20 protein-coding genes and 1 pseudogene are annotated in these 16740 nt (G+C 72.4%); 4 read left to right on the forward strand and 17 right to left on the reverse strand.

The genetic code is table 11. From position 1 onward, the window contains the following. Positions 1–119: 119 nt before the first annotated feature. From ABZ297_RS41565 to ABZ297_RS41595, 7 genes are all read right to left on the reverse strand, one after another. Positions 120–392: an HPr family phosphocarrier protein gene (locus tag ABZ297_RS41565; RefSeq protein ID WP_355358266.1), complete on the reverse strand. Its 273-nt coding sequence runs from the start codon at positions 390–392 to the stop codon at positions 120–122. A gap of 11 nt (positions 393–403) precedes the next feature. Further along, entirely contained in the window at positions 404–1408 is a 1005-nt protein-coding gene (locus ABZ297_RS41570; RefSeq protein WP_355358269.1) for a zinc-dependent dehydrogenase, read from the reverse strand. Then, the gene (locus tag ABZ297_RS41575) at positions 1405–1833 is read right to left on the reverse strand and encodes a PTS sugar transporter subunit IIA (RefSeq protein WP_355358272.1); all 429 of its coding nucleotides are present in this window, start codon (positions 1831–1833) and stop codon (positions 1405–1407) included. The genes ABZ297_RS41570 and ABZ297_RS41575 overlap by 4 nt, the downstream gene beginning before the upstream one ends. Continuing rightward, positions 1826–2134: a PTS lactose transporter subunit IIB gene (locus tag ABZ297_RS41580; RefSeq protein WP_355358275.1), complete on the reverse strand. Its 309-nt coding sequence runs from the start codon at positions 2132–2134 to the stop codon at positions 1826–1828. The genes ABZ297_RS41575 and ABZ297_RS41580 overlap by 8 nt, the downstream gene beginning before the upstream one ends. Positions 2135–2138: 4 nt before the next feature. After that, positions 2139–3374: a PTS mannitol transporter subunit IICB gene (locus ABZ297_RS41585; RefSeq protein WP_355358278.1), complete on the reverse strand. Its 1236-nt coding sequence runs from the start codon at positions 3372–3374 to the stop codon at positions 2139–2141. Positions 3375–3475: 101 nt separating this feature from the next. Then, positions 3476–4411, reverse strand: a complete 936-nt coding sequence (gene pfkB / locus ABZ297_RS41590) for a 1-phosphofructokinase (protein WP_355358281.1) — start codon at positions 4409–4411, stop codon at positions 3476–3478. Between the two features lie 37 nt (positions 4412–4448). Beyond that, complete coding sequence (locus ABZ297_RS41595; protein WP_355358284.1) at positions 4449–5210, reverse strand: DeoR/GlpR family DNA-binding transcription regulator; 762 nt, start codon at positions 5208–5210, stop codon at positions 4449–4451. Between the two features lie 102 nt (positions 5211–5312). On the opposite strand from ABZ297_RS41595, the gene ABZ297_RS41600 reads away from it, so the two are divergent. Continuing rightward, entirely contained in the window at positions 5313–6224 is a 912-nt protein-coding gene (locus tag ABZ297_RS41600) for a hypothetical protein (RefSeq protein ID WP_355358287.1), read from the forward strand. A 46-nt stretch (positions 6225–6270) separates the two neighbouring features. On the opposite strand, the gene ABZ297_RS41605 is transcribed toward ABZ297_RS41600, so the two are convergent. The 6 genes from ABZ297_RS41605 to def form a co-directional block, all read right to left on the reverse strand. Continuing rightward, complete coding sequence (locus ABZ297_RS41605; protein ID WP_355358290.1) at positions 6271–6882, reverse strand: TetR/AcrR family transcriptional regulator; 612 nt, start codon at positions 6880–6882, stop codon at positions 6271–6273. Between the two features lie 98 nt (positions 6883–6980). After that, on the reverse strand, positions 6981–7331 hold the full coding sequence (locus ABZ297_RS41610; RefSeq protein ID WP_355358292.1) for an MmcQ/YjbR family DNA-binding protein: 351 nt from the start codon (positions 7329–7331) through the stop codon (positions 6981–6983). Positions 7332–7340: 9 nt separating this feature from the next. Then, positions 7341–7757: a CBS domain-containing protein gene (locus tag ABZ297_RS41615; RefSeq protein ID WP_355358295.1), complete on the reverse strand. Its 417-nt coding sequence runs from the start codon at positions 7755–7757 to the stop codon at positions 7341–7343. Between the two features lie 85 nt (positions 7758–7842). Further along, positions 7843–9270: an aminotransferase class V-fold PLP-dependent enzyme gene (locus tag ABZ297_RS41620; protein ID WP_355358298.1), complete on the reverse strand. Its 1428-nt coding sequence runs from the start codon at positions 9268–9270 to the stop codon at positions 7843–7845. Beyond that, entirely contained in the window at positions 9270–9917 is a 648-nt protein-coding gene (locus ABZ297_RS41625) for an XRE family transcriptional regulator (protein WP_355358301.1), read from the reverse strand. The genes ABZ297_RS41620 and ABZ297_RS41625 overlap by 1 nt, the downstream gene beginning before the upstream one ends. A gap of 28 nt (positions 9918–9945) precedes the next feature. Beyond that, entirely contained in the window at positions 9946–10470 is a 525-nt protein-coding gene (gene def / locus ABZ297_RS41630; RefSeq protein ID WP_355358304.1) for a peptide deformylase, read from the reverse strand. Positions 10471–10613: 143 nt separating this feature from the next. On the opposite strand from def, the gene ABZ297_RS41635 reads away from it, so the two are divergent. Continuing rightward, on the forward strand, positions 10614–11411 hold the full coding sequence (locus ABZ297_RS41635) for a methyltransferase domain-containing protein (RefSeq protein ID WP_355358307.1): 798 nt from the start codon (positions 10614–10616) through the stop codon (positions 11409–11411). 29 nt (positions 11412–11440) lie between these two features. Here the strand turns inward: ABZ297_RS41635 and ABZ297_RS41640 are convergent, their stop codons facing one another. Continuing rightward, positions 11441–11959, reverse strand: a complete 519-nt coding sequence (locus ABZ297_RS41640; protein WP_355358310.1) for a hypothetical protein — start codon at positions 11957–11959, stop codon at positions 11441–11443. Positions 11960–11970: 11 nt separating this feature from the next. Further along, positions 11971–12903 (reverse strand): hypothetical protein, encoded by a 933-nt coding sequence (locus ABZ297_RS41645; RefSeq protein WP_355358313.1) that lies wholly within the window; start codon positions 12901–12903, stop codon positions 11971–11973. 128 nt (positions 12904–13031) lie between these two features. Between ABZ297_RS41645 and ABZ297_RS41650 the strand changes: the two genes are divergently transcribed. Continuing rightward, entirely contained in the window at positions 13032–13955 is a 924-nt protein-coding gene (locus ABZ297_RS41650) for a GNAT family N-acetyltransferase (protein WP_355358316.1), read from the forward strand. A 50-nt stretch (positions 13956–14005) separates the two neighbouring features. Here ABZ297_RS41650 and ABZ297_RS41655 read toward each other — a convergent pair whose 3' ends face one another. Beyond that, a complete protein-coding gene (locus ABZ297_RS41655) occupies positions 14006–14779 on the reverse strand; it encodes a nucleotidyltransferase domain-containing protein (RefSeq protein WP_355358319.1) in 774 nt (257 codons plus the stop codon). Beyond that, entirely contained in the window at positions 14776–15414 is a 639-nt protein-coding gene (locus ABZ297_RS41660; protein ID WP_355358322.1) for a nucleotidyltransferase domain-containing protein, read from the reverse strand. Before ABZ297_RS41660 ends, ABZ297_RS41655 begins: the two co-directional genes overlap by 4 nt. Positions 15415–15492: 78 nt before the next feature. Here ABZ297_RS41660 and ABZ297_RS41665 point away from each other — a divergent pair. Further along, a pseudogene (locus ABZ297_RS41665) lies at positions 15493–16740 on the forward strand (amino acid transporter); the annotation flags it as partial.

Consider the following 16740-nt stretch of genomic DNA (forward strand, 5'->3'; position numbering starts at 1 on the left):
CGGGCAGCTCCTCGGCCTGGTCAGGGCTGCGGCGCGGCGCGGGGAGCACCGGCGGCGGTGCCATCCGCACCAGGGGGCCCGCCGACCGGCCCTGGCTGACGCCCAGCCCCGACAGCGTGTCAGCCATCTTCGGCGTCCAGATCCCGGGCCAGCAGCGCCGCCAGCGTGTCCACGGCCTCCTCGGCGCCCGGCCCGTCCGCCTCCAGCGTCACCTCCGTGCCGCGGACGGCGCCCAGCGACAGCACCCCCAGCATGCTGTTCGCCGGAACCGACCTCTCCCCGGCCCGCAACCGGACCGGCACCCCCAGCCGGGACGCCTCCTGCACGAACAGCTTCGCCGGCCGGGCGTGCAACCCGCTGGCCGACGCGACGGCCACCGTTCTCCGCGCCATCGAAACCCTCCTCACGGCTCGATCGTGACCTTGATGGCCTCGCCCCGGCTGACGAGGTCGATCCCGTCGAGCACCCGGGACAGCGGCAGCCGCTGGGTGATCAGGTCGGCCACCGGGACGGCGCCCTCGGCGATCAGCCGCAGCGCCTCGGCGTTGTGCGCGGGGCTCGACCCGTTCGCGCCGACGATCGTCAGCTCGCGGTAGTGCACGAGGTTGGAGTCCAGGCGGATGACCGGGGAGTCCTTGGGGAGGCCGCCGAAGAAGCTGATGCGGCCCTGCCTGGCGGCCATCAGCACCGCCTGCTCCTGCGCCGCGCCCGAGGCCGCCGCCGTGACGACGACGTCGGCGCCCCTGCCGCCCGTCAGCTTGAGCACCTGCTCCACCGGGTCGCCGTCGATCACCGCGTCGGGACGCACCAGCTCGGCGGCCATCGCCAGCCGGTCGGCGTTGACGTCCACGAGGAAGACCCGTGCCGCGCCGCGCGCCCGCGCCATGCGGACGTGCAGGCAGCCGATCGGGCCCGCGCCCATCACGACCACGTCGTCGCCCGCGCCCACGCGCGCCAGCGACTGCCCGTTGAGCACGCACGCCAGCGGCTCCGCCACCGACGCCTCGGCGAACCCCACCCCCTCGGGGACGGCGTTCACCCCGTTCACCGCCAGCACCTTGGCCGGGACCACCAGGTACTCGGCGAAGCCGCCGTCGTAGTGGTAGCCCATCGACTCCTGGCGCGGGCAGACGGTCATCCGGCCGAGGCGGCACTCCTCGCACGTCCCGCACGGGATCGCCGCGATCACCTGAACCCGCTCGCCGGTCTCGGCCACCTCACCCGCGATCTCGTGCCCCATCACCCGCGGCGGCCTGATGTGGTGGTGGCCGAAGCGGAAGATCTTCGCGTCGGTGCCGCAGGTCGAGCAGTTGCGCACCCTGATCTTCAGCTCGCCGGGACCCGCGACGGGCTCGGGGGCGTCCTCGATCCTGATGTCCCCGGGAGCGTGGAATCTGGCGACCTTCACGTGAGCAGCTCCTTCAACACCTGGTGGACCTCCGTCGCCTCGCGCAGGGCCCTGGCACGGTCCGGATCGAGCAGGATGTCCGCGAGCGCGGCCAGCAGCGGCACCTGGCCGCCGTCCTTGGCGGCGATGCCCACGCAGAGCGTGACCCGCTCGCCGTCCCAGTCGACTCCCTCGGGGAAGCGCACCACGCAGATCGCGTCGTGCCTGATGACCTCCTTGGCGGCGGCCGTCCCGTGCGGGATGGCCACCTCCTCGCCGACGTAGGTGGAGATCGTCCGCTCGCGTTCGAGCATGGCCTCGATGTACGGCTCGTCCACCGCGCCCACCTCGACCAGCGCGCGCCCGCACCGCCGGATCGCCTCGGCCTTGTCGGCGGCGACCTCGTGCAGCAGCACGGCGCGGGCGTCGAGCAGGTCGTCACGCATCGACCGTGCCGCCGTTCCTGATCGTGTCGACCAGCCTGGTCACCGCGGGGTCGCCGAGGAAGATCTGGAACGACACCAGCACCTTCCCGGGCGCGGCGGCCCTGGCCCTGGCCGCCAGACCGGCGTGGCAGAGCACCACGTCCGCGTCGGCCGGGATGGAGTTCACCGGGGTGTGCTCGACCGCGACTCCGGTCGACTTGAGCTGCTTGCGCAGCTGACCGGCGAGCATCACGCTGCTGCCCATCCCGGCGTCGCAGGCGACGATGATCTTGTGGATGTCCTTGCTGTCGATGCTGGTCATGGCGTCAGGCCTCCTTGACGACGGGCTGGGCTCGCTGGTCGTCCCCGGTGGGGGTGGGCTCGGTCACTTCGGCGGCGGTCACTTTGCCGGTGGTCACTTCGCCGGTGGTCACTTCGTCGGCGGGCGTGTCGGCGGCGGGCGCGTCGGGGAAGGCGGTCGCTTCGGGCCCGGCCTCCGTGGGCTGCTCGGCCTTCTCACCGCGGCCGAAGCCGAGCAGCAGGGCGGCGACGGCGAACGTCACGGCCGTGGCGATGACGATCCCGGCGATCACGCCCAGCCAGCCGCCCCGCGGGGTCACCGCCAGGTAGGCGAAGATGCTGCCGGGCGACGGCGTGGCGACCAGGCCCGCCCCGGTGACCATGAATGTGAACACCCCGGCCGCGCCGCCCGCGATGACGGCGAGGATGAGCCGCGGCTTCATCAGGACGTAGGGGAAGTAGATCTCGTGGATCCCGCCGAAGAAGTGGATGATCATCGCGGCGGGCGTGCTCGGCCGCAGCGGACGCGGGCCGAACAGCAGGTAGGCCAGGAGCAGCCCGAGCCCGGGCCCCGGGTTCGACTCCAGCATGAACAGGATCGACTTGCCGTGCCGCACGGACTCCGCGACGCCGAGCGGGCCCAGCACGCCGTGGTTGACGGCGTTGTTCAGGAACAGCACCTTGGCCGGCTCGATCAGCACGGACGCCACCGGCAGCAGGTCGTGCCCGATCAGCCACTCGACGGCGCCGCTCGCGACCGTGGTCACGGTGCGGACGATCGGGCCGATGCCCCACACGCCCGCGACGGCCATTGCGCCGCCCACGATGCCGGCGGAGAAGTTGTCCACGAGCATCTCGAACCCGGCCTTGGTCCGCTGCTCAGTGAACTTGTCCACATATTTCAGGATCAGGGCGGCCAGCGGGCCGATGATCATGGCGCCCAGGAACATCGGGCTGTCCGATCCGACGACGATGCCCATCACCGCGACCGCCCCCACCACCGCGCCGCGCTGCCCGTGGACCATCCGGCCCCCGGTGTAGGCGATGAGGATCGGCAGCAGGGCAGTGATGATCGGGGTCACCATCGCGGCCAGCGCCGCGTTCGGCAGCCAGCCGGTGGGGATGAAGAGCGCGGTGATCAGGCCCCAGGCGATGAACGCGCCGATGTTCGGCATGATCATGCCGGCCAGATGGCCGCCGAGCCGCTGGATCGTGGCCTTGACGCCGGTTCCGTAGACCGGGGGAGTGTAGGTGTCGGCCATCGGACGTGCTCCTTCGGGGGGATGAGCAGGGTCTTCGTGGTGCGTGTCTCTGTGGTGCGTGTCTCCGTGGAGTGGCGAGCGTCGGGGATCGGTGGGCGGGGTCAGCCGTGGACGGGCCGGGACGGGTCGGGCGGGCCGATGCGCACGGCGTCGCGGCTGATGTCGGCGGGGCCGGGCATCCGGCTGCCGGGAAGTCGGACGGCCGCCGCGCCCCAGGCCAGCGCTTCCAGCAGGGCGTCCCTGCCGCGTCCGCCGGCGGCCAGGAAGCCCGCGAGCATGGCGTCTCCTGCGCCGACCGCGCTGCGCGGCTCGGTGACCGCCGCCTCGCCGTACCAGATGCCGTCCTCCTCCACCAGGACGGCGCCGTCGCCGCCCAGGCTGGCCAGGACGGCCCGCGCGCCCGCCGCCCTGAGCTTGCCCGCCGCCTCCACCACGTCGCCGACGCGGCGGATCGGCATGCCGGTGGCGGCGGCCAGCTCGTCGAGGTTCGGCTTGACCAGCGCGGGGCCCGCGGCCAGCGCGCAGGCGAGGGCGGGGCCGCTGGTGTCGACCGCGACGTGGATGCCCGCCCCGGCGAACCTGCGGCACAGCCTCGCGTACACATCCGCGGGGACCTCCGGCGGCAGGCTGCCGGAGGCGACCACCCAGTCGGCCTCGTGCGCGGCGGCCAGCACCGCGTCGGCGATCGTGTCCAGCTCGGCGGGCGACAGGGCCGTGCCCGGTTCGTTGATCTTGGTGATGGTGCCGTCGGGCTCGGCGAGCGTGACGTTCGACCTGGTCGTCCCGGCCACCGGCACGGTCACCATGTCCAGGCCCTCCAGCGCGAGCAGGCGGACGAGCTGCCTGCCCTCGTCGCCGCCGAACGGCACCACGGCCCGCGAGGCGACGGCGTTGGCGAGCAGGGCCCGCGAGACGTTCACGCCCTTGCCGCCGGGGTCCAGCCGGGCGGCTGCGGCCCGGGTGACGGCCGCCCTGACCAGCGACGCGATCTCGATCGTGCGGTCCAGGCTGGGATTGAGGGTCAGAGTGAGGATCATCGGCGCCACCGGGGACGCCTCGCGATGAGCATGCCGGTCATGTGCGTACCACCTCCGGGCCCGCCGCCGAGAGCTCGGCGGCGAGCGTCACGTCCAGGCCGGTGTCGGTGATCACCAGGTCGATCTCGCTCAGCGCGGCGAACCTGGCCAGGTAGGTGTTGGTGAACTTGGTGTGGTCGGCCAGCAGCACGCTGCGCTGGGCGGCCCTGACCATGGCCCGCTTGATGGCCGCCTCGGCCGGGTCGGGCGTGGTCAGGCCCTTGGCGGCCGAGCAGCCGTTGGTGGCCATGAACGCCACGTCCACGTGGAGCTGCGACAGGGGTTGCAGCGCCCAATCGTCCACGGTCGCCAGGGTGCGGCCGCGCAGCCGTCCGCCGAGCATGATGACGTGCAGGTTGGCGCGGGCGGCCAGGACGGTCGCCAGCGGCGGCGAGTTCACCACGACCGTGAGCTCCCGGTCGGCGGGCAGGATCTGCACCAGCCGCCCCGTGGTGCTGCCTGCGTCGATGATGACCGAGCCGTCCTCCGGCAGTTCGGCCAGCGCCGCCTTGGCGATGCGCTCCTTCTCCGCGGTCATCACCTCGTCGCGGGCGGCCAGGGCCGGTTCGAAGCCGAGCCGCTCGACGGGGATCGCGCCGCCGTGCACCCTGCGCAGCACACCGGCGCGTTCCAGCGTGGTGAGGTCGCGGCGGATCGTCTCGGTGGTCACGTCGAGCTCGTCGGCCAGGGCCACCACGTCGACGCGCCCGGCGGCGCGCGCCCTGGTGAGGATCTCCTGCTGCCGCTCCTCGGCGTACATGATGTTGGTTCACCGCCGTTTCGCTGTGGTTTCATCTGTGTTTATACCCGTTTCCATGGGATGGTCAAGAGAGGCATATCCGAATCTGGTAGTTATAGGCGGATGCGAACGAAGCCCTGGGCCGCCGTGGCGGCAGCCGTCCCCCTCGCCGCCGGATGCGTCGCCGGAGCATCGGCGGGCCCGGCGTCCGCCGCCAGCGCCCCGTCGAGCGCACCCGCCCGCGCGGCGCACTCGCCGCGTGTGCCGGCGGGCACCACGGCCGCATGGCTGGTCTTCGACAGGAAAGCGGGCAAGATCGTCGCGACCAGGAACGCGCACCGGAAGTTCCGCTCGGCGTCGGTCGTCAAGATCCTGATCGCGATCGACTACCTGGAGAGCGGCGCGAGCGTCTCGCCCGCCGACGCCCGGCTGCTGAAGATCATGCTGCGCTCCAGTGACGACGACGCCGCCTCCACGTTCTGGGACCGCCGTGGCAAGGGGGCGATCATCCAGCGGATGGCCCGCAAGCTCGGCCTGTCCGACACCACGCCGCCGCCCGCGTCCAAGCCCGGCTTCTGGGGCTACACCTCGCTCAGCGCGTACGACATCGTCAGGACCTACCGCTACCTGCTCGACACGGCCGCCCCCAAGGTCAGGGACACCATCCTGGGGCACCTGCGTGAGTCCACCCGGTGCGGCACCGACGGCTTCGACCAGTCCTTCGGCATTCCCGGTGCGCTGCCGAGGCCGTGGGCGGTCAAACAGGGCTGGTCCGGGTTCGGGACGGTTCCGCCCGCCAGGTGCCAGGCCAACTCGGCGTCGGGCGGGGCGATCTCCGCCGTCGCCTTCCGCGCCCGCGGCTCAGGCGTGCCCGACTACGGCCGTCCCGTCCTGCACACGACCGGGCTCCTCGGCAAGGGCGACCGCCTGATCATGGCCGTGCTGACGGCGCACCCGGCAGGGGGGACGTGGAGCGCCTCGGTCGACCGCGTCACCCGCCTCACCCGTGACCTGTACCGCGGCCTGCCCTCCTGAGCGCGTCCCGCTCGGCGTTTCCCGTCGCGCCCTGGCGGCGCTGACCTCACCCGGGTGTGGCGCCCTGCGTGCCGGACAGGGAGTCCAGCCAGCTGATCAGGCGGGTGCCCTGGCGCGTCATGACGCCGGGGTCGCGCAGGGCGTTGGCCAGAAGTGACATGCCCTGGTAGGCGCCCACCAGCGTCAGGGCGAGCTCCTCGGGATCTGGCAGCCCGAGTTCGCGGAACTGGCGTTCGACCCAGTCCAGCAGCAGCCGGATGACCTTGCCCGCCTCCATGTCCAGGCCGCCCTCGTCGCGCTTGTCCAGCTCCGCGGCCAGTGTTCCCGTGGGGCAGCCGTAGCGGGCCGCGAGATCGCGCTGGCTGATCCACGCCTCCACGAGACCCTTGAGCCGCTCTCCCGGATCGGGAAGGCGATCCAGCCGGTCGGTGAGGATCTCCAGCTGGTGGGCGTGTTCGGCGAGCGCGGCCGCGACGAGCTCGTCCTTGGTCTTGAAGTAGTAGTACACGTTGCCCACCGGGACATCCGCGGCGCGGGCGATGTCGGCGATGGTGGTGCGCTCCGCGCCCTGCTGGTGCACGACCTGGGCGGCGGCGGTCATCAGTCGCTGCCGCTTGGCGGTCGCCGTCCTCGCCCGGGAGCCTTTCGAGTCAGTCACCTGACTAACTATAGGCCGCGGAATCTGGCACGGCCTCCTCTGGGTCGGCCAACTCACTAACTCGCCGGTCCCTCCAGTCGACGGCCGGCGCGCCGATATCAGCGGCCCGCCAGCCGTTCTTGGAGTAGACGCACCTTCTGCGGGACGACCATGCGCCACGCCTCCAGCACCAGCTCGCGCATCTCGGCCTCGTCGATGGCCACCAGCCGGACCTGCACCCAGTTGTATCGCAGGTCCGAATCCTGCGGCATCAGGAACTTGCCTGGTTCGGCCGCTACCAGAGCGGCTCGTTCCTCTTTGGGAAACGCGAAGCCCATGATCGACTCGTCACGCGAAAAAGCCACATAAACGATGGAGCCGACCCGGAATTTCACGCGATCCCTGATGAGATGCTCCGACGAGCGGGGGAGAGTGCCGGCGAGCCGCCGCACGTCCTCGACTGTGACCACGCGGCCAATCTAGTGGGTGCCCTCCGCCGCGGAGATGTCGGCGAGAGCGGAGGTGGGGTCGCTCTCCATCACGAGGTCGCCGAGGCTGACGATGCCGACCGCCCGGCCGTCCTCGACGACCGGCAGGCGGCGTACGGCGTGCGAGCGCATCAGCCGGACGGCCTGGTCGATGGTGGTGTCCGGGCAGATGGCCTCGACGGCGGAGCTGGCCGCCTCGCGCACGGGGGTGTCGGGGCCGCGGCCGTCGGCGACCACGCGCACGGTGATGTCGCGGTCGGTGACGATGCCGCGCATACGCCCGTTGTCGTTGACGATCAGCGCTCCGGTGTCGTGCTCGCGCATCAACGCCGCCGCCACGGACACGGGCTGGTCCGCCTCGACGGTCGCGGGGTGCGTGGTCATGACCTCTGCCACGGTTTTGGCCATGGGGTCCTCCTGTTCGCCGCTACCCGCCTACCCCCTACCCGAGGGGTGGAGCTGCTCACAGGAGAGGTCCCGGCCGGGGGAGAGGTCAGCGGCTGAGGTCCTTGGCCGCCGCGCGGATCTCGTCGAGCAGCACCGCCAGGTCGCCCTCGGTGGTGTTCGGGTGCAGGATGCAGGTGCGCAACGCGTCGGTGCCGCCGAGCCGGGTGCCGGTGAGGAAGGCGTTCCCCCGCCTCTGGACGGCGGCGGGGATGGCGCGGTTGAGCGCGTCGAGCCCGTCGCCGTCCCGTGCCTGCGAGCCCTCGTGGCGGTAGCGGAACGCGGTGATGGACGTGGTGACCGGGGCGAGCAGCTCGAAGTCGCCCGCGTCCTCGACCATGGCCGCCAGCGTGCGGGCGAGCCCGGTCGTGTGGTTGACCAGGCGGGCCACGCCGTCGCGGCCGAGGTGCGACAGGGTCGCCCAGGTCTTCAGCGCCCGGAACGGGCGGCTCTGCTCCGGCCCGTACTCGGCGAACCAGCCCAGGTCGTCGGCGTTCTCGTCCACCAGGTAAGACGGCACCAGGCTGAACGCGGCGCGGGTGGCGGCGGGGTCGGCGATGAGCGCGCACCCGCAGCCAACCGGGACACCCAGCCACTTGTGCGGGTCGAGCGCCAGCGAGTCGGCCCGGTCGAGCCCCGCGAAGGCGGGCGCGGCGCCGTCGGCGAGGATGCCGAGCGCCCCGTAGGCGCCGTCGATGTGGAACCACAGGCCGTGCTCGGCGGCCACGTCGGCGATCGCGTCCAGGGGGTCGACGGCGCCGGAGTTGACGGTGCCCGCGCTGGCGGCCACGCAGAACGGGCGCAGCCCGGCGGCGGCGTCCGTGGCGATCATCGATCGGAGCGCGGCGACGTCCATCCGGTAGTGGGAGTCCACCGGCACCGTGCGCACCTGGCGCGCGCCGAGGCCCAGGAGCTGGGCGGCCTTGTGCAGGCAGCTGTGCCCCTCGGCGGAGACGTACAGGATGAGCGGCGGGTGCCCGGACAGGCCGTCCTCGCGGGCGTCCCAGCCGTCGGCGAGCGTGGCCCGCTGGCGGGCGCTGGCCAGGCAGACGATGGTCGCCATGGACGCCCCGCTGGTCAGCAGCCCGCCGCCGGGCGGATGGGGGAAGCCCACGAGGTCGGCCAGCCAGCGCACGACCGTCCGCTCCAGGAGGGGGCCCGCGTGGTCGCCGCCCGCGCAGCTCGGGTTCAGCGCCGCCGCCAGCGGCTCGAAGACGGCGCCCGCCGGCGACGGCGGGGAGTTCACCCAGCCGAAGAAGCGGGGATGGCCGTTGCCCATGGGGTGGGTCATGATCCGGCTGCGCGCGTCGTCGAGCAGCTCGTCCAGGGGGCGTCCGTTCTCGGGCATCCGCTGCGTGGTGAGCCAGGCGCGGTCGCCGTCGGGCACCGGCTGCCAGACCGGCCCGTCGCCGACCCGGTCGAGGTGGTCGGCCATGAGGTCGGCCGCCTTCGCGGCGGCCTGCCGCAGTTCGTCCATCAGGGCGCCTCCTTCCGGGAGACATGGTGTTGGTCGTCGGTCTTCGCCGGGTGCGCCTGGTGGCCCGGCTCGGGGCCGCCCAGCTCCATGGCCAGGTAGTACACACAGTCGGTGTCGCCGTCGTTGGCGAAGGCGTGCCGGCAGTCGCCCGGGTAGTAGGCGGAGTCGCCCGCGCGCAGCTCGTGCGGCCTGTCGTCGATCGTGAGGCGCAGGGTGCCCGACTCGACGGCCAGGTACTCGCGCGAGCCGGGCGCGTGCGGGGCGAACTCTCCGGCGTCGACGCCGGGGCCGATGGTGGTGCGCATGAACTCGAACTCGACGTCCGCCAGCACGGGCGACAGGACGCGCCGCTCCCACCCGGACGGGTCGCGCAGCACGCGCTGCTCCGCACGGCGCAGCACCCGTAGGGTCGCGTGCGCGGGTTCGTCGAGCAGCCGGCCGATCGAGGTGCCCAGCGCCGTCGCGAGCCGGTCCAGGACGAGCACACTCGGCGTCTTGGCCCCCCGCTCGACCTCGGACACCATGCTGCGGCTGATGCCGCTCAGCTCGGCCAGCCGCTCCACGGACAAACCACGGGACCGACGCTCGGCTCTGACCCGCGACCCGAGCTCGGCCATCGTCAGGCCGCTGGAGAGAACTCCGTCCATGTTCTCCACTATAGCGGCGAAATATCCGCTATAGCGATGAGGCGTGGTACTGCTCGTAGGCGGCGAGGACCTGCTTGCGGCGCTTGGCCGGGAGGCGGTCGATGTAGAGGTGTCCGTCGAGGTGGTCGGTCTCGTGCTGGAGGCAGCGGGCCAGCAGCCCGGTGCCCTCGACGGTGACCGGTTCGCCCTTGACGCCGAAGCCGTGCACCGTGGCGCGGTCGGGGCGGGGGAGCGGCGCGAACTGGCCGGGCACCGACAGGCAGCCCTCGTCGCCCGGGTCGAGGTGGCGCTCGCCCAGGGCGGGCAGTTCCAGCGACGGGTTCACGACGACGCCCTTGTGGTGCTCGCCGCTCTCGTCGGGGCAGTCGTAGACGAACACCCGCAGCGGGACGCCGATCTGGTTGGCCGCCAGGCCCACGCCTTCGGCCGCGTACATGCTCGCGAACATGTCGTCGACCAGCGCCTCCAGGTCGCCGTCGAACCGGGTGACCGGCTCGCACGGGTGGTGCAGCACCGGATCGCCCACGCGTGTGATCGGCCGGATCTCTCCCACGACCAACTCCCCTTCCTTAAACCCGACTTGTCGGCCCAAGTGTACCGAGCTTGGCTCAAGTCTCATAATTCAAGACATTTCTTCTTGAATGATGAGACCCGCTGTAGGGTTCCCGGCATCAGGGAGAAACGAGGGAGTTTCCGATGGATGCCGTATACACGCATGGCCACCACGAATCAGTGCTGCGGTCGCACCGCTGGCGCACCGCCGAGAACTCGGCCGGCTACCTGCTGCCCCACCTCAAAGCGCAGATGAAGCTCCTGGACGTCGGCAGCGGCCCCGGCACCATCACCGCCGACCTCGCGGAGCGGGTGAGCCACGTGACGGCGTCGGAGGTGAGCGAGGAGGCGCTGGAACTGGCCAGGGCGGAGCTGACTGCCAGAGGGACGCCCAACGTCTCCTTCGCCGTCGCCGACGTGCACGCGCTGGATTTCCCCGACGACGCCTTCTGCGTCGTCCACGCCCACCAGGTGCTCCAGCACGTCGGCGACCCGGTGCGGGCGCTGCGCGAGATGCGCCGGGTGACGAAGCCGGGCGGCCTGGTCGCGGTGCGTGACAGCGACTACGCCGCGTTCGCCTGGTACCCGCGGCTGCCCGCGCTGGACGAGTGGATGGCGCTCTACCAGAAGGTGGCGCGCGGCAACGGCGGCGAACCGGACGCGGGCCGCCGCCTGCTGTCCTGGGCCAGGGCCGCGGGCTTCGAGGACGTCACCGCGACCTCGTCCACCTGGTGCTTCGCCACCGCCGACGACCGGGCCTGGTGGGGCGGCATGTGGGCGGACCGGGTCCTGCACTCCGCCATGGCCCGCCAGGCACTCGCCACCGGCGCGGCCACCCAGGACGACCTGCGGCGCGTCGCGGACGGATGGCGGGAATGGGCGGCCTGCGAGGACGGCTGGCTGTCGATCCTGCACGGCGAGATCCTCTGCCGCGTCCACTGACCCGACGCCCCGCGCTCCGCACCCCGTGGTCAGAGGCCGAGCGTGCGGGCCCGTTGCCACTGGGGGTCGCGGTAGAGGACCACGTCCGCGCCGTCGAGCAGCTCGTCGGGAGCGGACAGCATGGTGATCTCGCCCGCCGCCTGCATGTCCAGCAGCAGGTCGCGGACCCGCGGCCCCACCGGGAGGCGGCCCGCCGGGAGACCGAGCCCGTCCCTGACCAGGTCGGCGATCTCCGACAGGTGGAACGGCCCGTCGAGCTCGCCGACGATTCCCCGCACCACGCTGAGCGTGATCACCTGCGTGGCCTCCGCGTGCGCGAGCTGCCAGGTGATCTGCTCCTTGCGGCGGCCCGTCGCCGCGCAGGCCGTGCAGCCGCGCATCAGCCCCGGCACCACCTGCTCCTCGGCCGAGCCGAGGCAGACCGTGCACTGGTTGTTCTCGGAGGAGTGCAGCTCGGCCGTCATCCTGTCGGCCAGGACGGCGCCGCAGTCGCAGGCGAACACGTCGCCGAGAATGCCGGTCTGAGGGGAGATCGTGTGTTTCGTCATCGCAGCCGACTCTACCCGCGCACATCCGCCAGGCCGTGTAGCCTGCGCAGCGCCTTGCGGGCCGCCGCCGAGACGCGCTCGTCCGGGTGGTGGTCGATGAAGACCCGCAGCACCCGCTCGGTCCACGGATGGTCGCCGAAGGCGAGGATCGCGATCGTGCTCGCCTGGTCCTCGGGCTGCATGCCCATCGCGACCGACTCGATCACCTCGTCCGTCTCGCCGCCGAACTCCAGCAGCGTGGACGCCATGTCGACGAGCACCCAGGCGATCTCGTCGGCCGACGGCCGGCGCTCGTCGCGGCCCAGCCGGGCGGCCACCACCGCGCCGACGCGGGGCTCGGCGATCAGGGCGTCGAGCCTCCGCCGGCCCTCTTCGCCCAGGTCCGATGCCAGCAACTCGACGCCGACGGCCCTGCTCAGCGGGCTCACCTCGGGCAGCGCGGCCGCGATGGAGGCTGCCGCCTCGTCCGGGTCCCTGCCGGACAGCCAGCCCGCCAGTTCCTCGGCGCGCTCCGGCTCGGGGTAGGAGCGCAGGCCGTGCAGGAGCGTGGCGGCGTCGGCGTCGGCGAGGGAGCCCGTGATCGGGACCTGCTGCCCGGTGGTCTCCGCGATGATCCGCCGTCCGGCCCACAGGCCGAGCGGGGTCAGCGCGTGCGGCTTCGCCTCCCGTACCAGCCCCAGGCCGGTGAGGAGCTCGGGGACGTCCCCTTCGGGCGGCTCGGGCGACAGGAACCGCCGGACCACCTCCAGCAGGAGGCCCTCGTCGTCGCCGAGCCGCTTGAACCAGGCTTCCAGCACGTCCGCGCCCTCGGCCGGGAGCTCACCGCCGTCCCCCAGCAGCTCCGCGGCGAGCGGCGCGGCGCGGACGGCCGCCGCCAGCTCCGCCTCCGAGGGCAGGCGGACGGGCGGTTGCAGTGGCAGGGTGTCGTCGTCATAGGAGCCCACCGCCCCATCCTGTCGCGATATTTACGCTAATGTGCCTGTGACCCCGAAAAGTCGGAAGAAAGGAGGCGCTGAGATGTCCCGTGGTTCCCGGACGCTCACCGCGTCCATTCCAACTCTTCGGAGGACCTGTGCTTTTCCGCTCCACGGTCGAGACTGACCTCGACCGCCTGCTCGGCTGCGTCGTCGACGAGTCCATCAGCTGGGCGCACCCCGAACGGCTGCTCTCCTTCCTGGAGTCCGGCCACTACCACCACGACCACATCTGGGTCGCCGAACGCGACGGCGAGATCCTGGCCCGCGCCGTCTGGTGGGGCTTCCCCGGCGGCGAGCCGCTCGCGCTCGACTGCGTCTACGTCCACCCCTCGGTCGAGGACCGCGTCGGCCTCGCGGCCGAGCTGCTCCGGCACGCCCACGCGCAGTACGGCGACGCGCCCGAATACCACGTGTTCGTCGCGAACGGCTGGCGCGAGGACCCCAAGGCCTCGGCGGCCATCGCCTGGCGGTGGGAGGCCGCCGGACGCGCCGGGCTGACCGAGGAGCTGGAACGGCTCCGCTACGAGTGGACGGCCGACATGCCGATGCCCGAGCCGTCGGCCAGGCTGGTCTTCAGCGGCGAGGACGACGACGAGGTCTTCGTGGACGCCTTCCGCCGCGTGGCCGTCGGGACGCTCGACTTCCACACCCGGCAGGCCCTGGCCACCACGTCCCCGCAGGAGCAGGCCCGCCAGGACGTCGCCGAGTACCGGAAGATGCCCGGCGACCGGTCCTGGTGGCGGCTCGCGCACACGAAGGACGGAGACCTGGTGGGCGTCGCGCTGCCGTCCGCCAACAACGCCGGGCCGGTGGTCGGCTACCTTGGCGTGCTGCCCGAGCAGCGCGGCCACGGGTACGTGGACGAGCTGCTCGGCGAGATCACCCGCTTCCACGCGGCGCGCGGCGTCCAGCGCGTCGTCGCCGACACCGACGCGGGCAACGCCCCGATGGCCAGGGCCTTCGAGCGGGCGGGCTACCGCAACTTCGCCATCAGGCTGGTCCTGTCACCGGCCACGTAACACCGCGACCGGCGCGGGCGGGCCCGCCCGCGCCGGCCTCCCGGAGATGGTCAGGGCCGGAGAGCTCCGGCGGGCCGGCGGGGACCGTCCAGGTGAGGCAGCCGCGTCCGGACGACCAGCGCGTGCAGGGCCTCGTGCGCGGAGGCGGTCTCGGGCAGCCGCGCGGCGTCCCTGGCCTCCTCCAGCGCCGCCGTCAGCCGGGCCACGTCGTCGCCCGCGGACGCGACCAGGGGCGCCGCGCCGTGCTCGGCCTCCCGCTTGGCGGCCACCAGCTCCGGCAGGTACGGCGGGCCGTACGCGTACAGGTGCGTCAGGTCGGCGTCGAGCGAGCCGGTACGCATCAGGTGCGTGCCCGTCGCCAGCACCCGGAACGTGTAGAGCAGCGGCTTGAGCTCGCCCGTCTTCTCGAACAGGCGCCACTGGGTGCGCGCGAAGCCGAGGTAGTGGTGGGCGTGGTGGCGGGTCAGACATCCGGGCGCGAGGGCCACCAGCTCCTCGTGCACCGGTGAGGAGCTCACGACCAGCGGCGAGAGCAGCTGTTCCAGCACGTAGCCGTTGCGGTTCAGCAGCAGCCGGCAGAACTTGGCCAGGTCGTGCGTGACCAGGTCCACTTCGACCCCGTCGCGCGTCCAGGTCCTGTCGAGAGTCTCGGGTCCGGTGCGCAGGCCGACGACCTGCTCGGCGGGCAGGACGTGCACGCCCCGCAGGTCCACATCCGAGTCGACGGACGGGAAGCCGTACAGGTGGGCGCCGCTGACGGTGGCGAAGGCCAGCGGGTGCGGCTGCTCGCGGGGGATCTCCGGCAGCCAGGAGGGCAGGTTCACACGCGCTCCTCGCGGACGCCGGCCAGGAAGTCGTCCACCGCCGCCCGGTCCGGCGCGGCGGGCAGCACGGAGCCGGTGCGGGCCAGTTCGGCGGCCAGCCCGGCCCGCCAGGCGTCGACCTCGGCCCAGGGCAGCTCGCCGCGCCTGACCGCCAGCAGCCGGTCGCGGTGCCCGCCCACGCGGACCAGCGGCTCGCCGTGGCGTACCAGGTGCAGGCCGCTCAGCAGCAGCCTGATCATGTGCATCGCCTGCTTCCACTTCGGACGCGCCGGGTCGAGGCGGCGGAACTGGGTGTCGGCGTACCCGGCGAAGGTCTCGTGGGCACGCTGAGACAGGAACGCGCCGCGCAGCCCACGCAGCCGCTCTCCGGCGGGCGTGGACACCTCCACGATCGGCGACCACAGGCACTCCAGCACGGTGGGGTTCGCCGCCAGGGCGAGCACGCAGAACCGCTCGACCTCCCAGGAGAACTGTTCGGGCAGCGGACCGTCGCGGTGGGTGGGCGGCTTGTCCAGCCGCCAGAAGGCCGCCGTGGGCGGTGCGAACACGCCGCGCCTGTCGGTGTCGGACGTCTCGCTCTCCAGCCCGTACGCCCGGGACCCGACCACCACGGAAAGGATCAGATCATCGCTCACCCGGTCAACCCTGGCACGCCCGCGAGACCGGTGAGTAACGGTAGGGTCTTGGCGCGTCAAGGGAGGGTCAGGGTGACCATGCGCAGCTGGCTGCTGCAAGGGCTGCAGCCGACGTCGGGGATGCACGACGAGCATCCGGGCAAGCGTCACGCCTGGTGGCAGGTCATGTGCCTGACCGGCGTCGACTACTTCTCCACGCTCGGCTACCAGCCGGGCATCGCCGCGCTGGCGGCCGGCGCGCTGTCGCCGATCGCGACGCTCATGCTGGTCGCGCTGACCCTGTTCGGCGCGCTGCCCACCTACCGCGCCGTCGCCGCCGAGAGCCCGAACGGCATGGGCTCCATCGCCATGCTGGAGCGGCTGCTGCCGCACTGGTGGGGCAAGCTGCTGGTGCTCGTCCTGATCGGCTTCGTGGCCACCGCGTTCATCTTCACGATCACGCTGTCGGCCGCCGACGCGACGGCGCACATCCTGGAGAACCCGTTCGTGCCCGGCTTCCTCGACGGCCAGCAGGTGCCGATCACGCTGCTGCTCATCGCGGCGCTCGGCGCGATCTTCCTGCGCGGCTTCAGCGAGGCGATCGGCCTGGCGATCGCGCTGGTCGCCGTCTACCTGACGCTCAACCTGGTGGTGATCGGCACCGCCGTCGCGCACGTGCTCGCCGAGCCGGCACTGGTCGGCGACTGGCAGGACGCGCTCACCGCCGGGCACTCCAGCCCGCTGGCGATGATCGCCCTGTCGGCGTTCGCGCTGCCCAAGCTGGCTCTGGGCATGTCCGGCTTCGAGACCGGCGTGGCGGTGATGCCGCAGATCGAGGGCGACCTCCAGCAGCGCATCAAGGGCGCGCGCCGGCTGCTCACCACCGCCGCGCTGGTCATGAGCGTGTTCCTGACGTTCAGCGGCTTCGCCACGGCCGTGCTCATCCCGCACCGTGAGTTCGAGGAGGGCGGCAAGGCGGCCGGGCGGGCCCTCGCCTACCTGGCGCACGAGTACCTCGGCGACTGGTTCGGCACCGTCTACGACCTCAGCACGATCGCCATCCTCTGGTTCGCGGGCGCGTCGGCGCTGACGGGGCTGCTCAACATCGTCCCGCGCTACCTGCCGCGGTACGGCATGGCCCCCGACTGGACCCGGGCCGTGCGCCCGCTGGTGCTGGTGTTCACCGCGCTCTCGTTCGCGATCACGATCCTGTTCGGCGCGAACGTCGAGTCGCAGGGCGGCGCCTACGCCACCGGCGTGCTGGCGCTCATCCTCTCGGCGGCGGTCGCGGTGGCCATCTCGGCGGCGCGCCGCGGCAGGCGCGCCGCCGCCGCCGGGTTCGGGCTG

The organism is Nonomuraea sp. NPDC005983 (genome assembly GCF_040614375.1).
Taxonomy (GTDB): Bacteria; Actinomycetota; Actinomycetes; order Streptosporangiales; family Streptosporangiaceae; genus Nonomuraea.